This is a genomic window from Coprococcus sp. ART55/1 (genome assembly GCF_000210595.1).
GTDB classification, from domain to species: Bacteria; Bacillota; Clostridia; order Lachnospirales; family Lachnospiraceae; genus Coprococcus; species Coprococcus aceti.
Genome location: NC_021018.1, coordinates 2,985,662 through 2,989,317 on the forward strand (window position 1 = coordinate 2,985,662; position 3,656 = coordinate 2,989,317).

Below are 3,656 nucleotides of genomic sequence, written 5' to 3' on the forward strand. Positions count from 1 at the left end.
ATCAGCCTTCTTCATCATGCTTTCATAATCAGATGAGTTCTCTCCATCTACTATGTAAACACCTGCTGATAACGAAAGATTACATTCAGTATATTGTTTCGAAATCGTTCTGGTAAAATCTTCAGCCAACAGTCTCAGCTCAAATTCCATTTTCTTTCTAACACTTTCCAAAGTCCATCCAGTAAACTTCCTGTACACTGCAAACTCATCACCACCTACCCGTCCGATCACGGAATCTGCTCCAAGCATTTTTGTGAAGAGTTCAGCAGTTTTAGACAGAACCACATCCCCTTCTCCATGACCCAAAGTATCATTTACCTTTTTAAAATTGTCCATATCTATCATTATAAACACATGTGTGACTGTTTCTGACTTTTCCTCAAGACAGGATCCAACAACTTCTCCAAACGAAGCTTTATTCATAAGTCCTGTAAGCTGGTCATATTCAGCCTTTTGCTTTAATTCCTCAATAGCTCCGGAAACAGGTGTATATATTCTTTTCAATACAATGCTTCCTGTCACAACAACCAATAAAGCCAGCACAAGAGTTGCTACAAATGAATACAATTTCAATCTCCCTACTTCTTTGAATATCTCAGATTCACCTATGTAAGACACTACTCTCCAGCCATTTGAACATTGTGCTACGGATATAACATATCCATCCGAATTTGTCTGATATTCGAAGTCGTCATTTTCCTTTGGAAGGTTCACTTCAATTTTTTCTCCAACGCATTTTGCATTATTTGAATACGCAACTTCCTCGGAATCATTTACAAGACACACCCTCATATCCTTGAGTTCATGACTTAAATTCACCACTGAACTTAGTTCCCTGCTATAGAAAGAAGTTACGATCACAGCATTTTCATTAAGTTTCTTGACGTAGAAAAGCCTGTCTGGACTGTTTAAATAATCAAAAAACCAACCGGACATTGTCTTCTCGTCATTTATATGTCCAGTAAAATATGTATATATTCCTCCATCCGGAAAAGCCTGAAGTGTTGTGTTGGAAATCCATCCCACGCTCTTGTCATTGGAATATACGACACCAAAATCTGTAAAGTTGTCAAACACACCAAGGTCACTTATCCTATTCTGAATCGCCGCTTCCTGCTGTATTCTGGTAAATTCATCCAGACTATCATCTGTGGCATCATACTCACACAGCTGATCATCGGAGAAAAAAAGAGCCACTGTATCTTCTATACCGACAAGATAATTGTCGACGTTGTATCCAAGCTGTTGGTTGTTAGACGATATAAGATTCACTATCTTGCTTCTCATATTATCAACTGCCTGTTTTGTTATTATAAAAGATATCATACCTGCTGTGGCAACAACAGCAGCCAGGAAGATGATAGCGAATCTCCTCCTGGCTTTGCTTATCTCATATTCAGTTCTGTTCCTGCTGTTTGCTGACATATCTTTCTTCCCCCGTGTTATATACATAGCTATTATATAACAACTATTATTTGTAAATTGTCAATCTTTTTTCTTTCCGTAATCTTTACACGCTAGTATCCATATTGCACTCATTCCACAAAATCCTACTATACTCACCAACACTCCTGGCCAAAATAATGGATATTTAAACTTTATGTTTGTCACTCCTGTTCCAACACACAGCATATTATTTTCATCCATTATCTCCGAATCAGATACGAAAATATCCTGATATGCAAGAGTAGTATTTATCACGGCTCCATCAGCAATATCTGCCGGAGCATCATTTACTGTTATCACCATTCCACCGTCCGTTATCTCACTACTTATAGGAATCAGCGTTCTCTCAGGAAGATCCTCCGGGCTCACGCCAAGAATATCCTCAACTATCTTCTCTGCACCGCTGTCCCCTGTCACACTATAATAGTACAAAAGATTCAGTCCCACATATTTGATATTCTGACTGTTCTCGTCCGTGGCTGCAAATGCAAGCTGTTCCATCTCATAAGCGAATGTACCTGTCACGTTCATGGCTCCGGTTATATATCCGGTATTCCACTCTGACATATCATCAGGAAATCCTGTAGTAGATATCTGCTCACCGTCATAGCTAAAAATCGGATAGCTGGACTTTAATGATACAGACATATCCGTAACTCCAAGAAATACATGCTGCCTCGTTGCGCTGTCCGCTGGGACATGTGTCATGTCTATGACAACATTTACACCAGAATCCGCAAGAGATCTCACCATCTCCTCAGCCTTCTGTCTGGTGTCATATGAGAATCCGGTCAAAATTACAGTATGGTAGCTTTTCAGTTCGTCCGTAGAATAATCCTCTATATTTGAGGACATTCCTGCCTTAAAAGAAGGAAATGCAAGGGTTATCCCATCCGCATAGTCACCTATGACAATGCCATCATACTGCGTGACAACACCGAACTCCTCCGGACCATCAAGCTTAAACAGGCACACCTTATCCGACTCATATGTCAACGTGTAGCCACTCTTCTTTGCGCTTGCAGTGACATCATCGAGAGTCTTTCCCTTTGCACCTATATACTTTCTGTCAATTGCAACTGTATCGTCTCCAAGCTCGACCGATCTGTCAAACAGATAATCATACTGTTCATTCTCAAGTGCCTGGTTGAGCAGCATTATGTTGTCAGCGGTCGCAGCCCCCTGCCATGCCCATCCAAATGTATATGACGCCCCCCCATCTGTACACACTCCGTACGATGGATAGGAACCGAGACTTGAAAGATCCATGAGCGATGCCCTCTGACTTGTGTTATCCCTCAAAAGGCCCGCCACAGCCACACCGTCATCATTTGCCGGAACGCTGTACCTCTCAAATGTGAATGACGGTATCGCATCCACCACAAGTATGATCACCGAGGCAATCACAAATGGCTTTCTGAGCCGCTCCCACTCTATGAGCGACAGGAAGAAAAATCCATATGCTATAACTGTAAATCGCGTCATCCAGAGTGCCTGACTCATCGGCATCTTTCGAAGTATCGGCAGAACATCCGGTGTCGTGAGCACAAGGATTACAAGAGCCAGGATAAATCCTGATTTTTTCTTGTTATCTGCAAGCAAAATTCCCGCTATGGAGAGCAGGACAACGGATATTCCAAAATAAAATGCGCCGATATCTCCATTTATACGGTTTAACGGATTGAGCGATGAAGAAAGATCAGACATCCACATCGTCATTACATCTGATGCTGCCTCGGAATCCATGGATGATATTCCGCCCGAAAGTGATGGCACAAGCCACACTCCCATGATGAGTATGCCACATATCATCGTGAGCAGGATGATCACCTGACGTCTTATACCCATTTTCCTGTGATGATCGAACAACAAAAACAAGAAAGTTCCTATTCCGATCATAGCTATCATCATGATATGGGTAACGGTTATGAGCATTGTAAATATGAGAATCCCGGCAAGTGCCCATCTCTTCTCTTCCCTGAGATACACCCAGATAAAATATATGAGATATGGGAGAAGGAAGGACACGACCATTCTCGGCATATTGCCCTCATCAATGTACATTCTCGCATTTTCAGGCATGAAGAACCACAGCACAGCAAGTGCTGTTCCAAATACAGGCCTTCCGATTCTTCTGCCGATGAGCAGAAATGCCAGTCCGCCGAAGAATATATACACGCCGAACAAGAGGTAATATGCATTTATCACAT

2 protein-coding genes are annotated in these 3,656 nt (G+C 41.9%); both read right to left on the minus strand.

Annotated elements, in window-relative coordinates; genetic code table 11:
- On the minus strand, positions 1-1,425 hold a 1,425-nt coding region (locus CCU_RS13430; protein ID WP_208896299.1), incomplete at its 3' end, for a GGDEF domain-containing protein.
- 60 nt (positions 1,426-1,485) lie between these two features.
- Positions 1,486-3,656 (minus strand): 6-pyruvoyl-tetrahydropterin synthase-related protein (locus CCU_RS13435; RefSeq protein WP_208896300.1); only part of this gene is annotated, 2,171 nt, incomplete at its 5' end.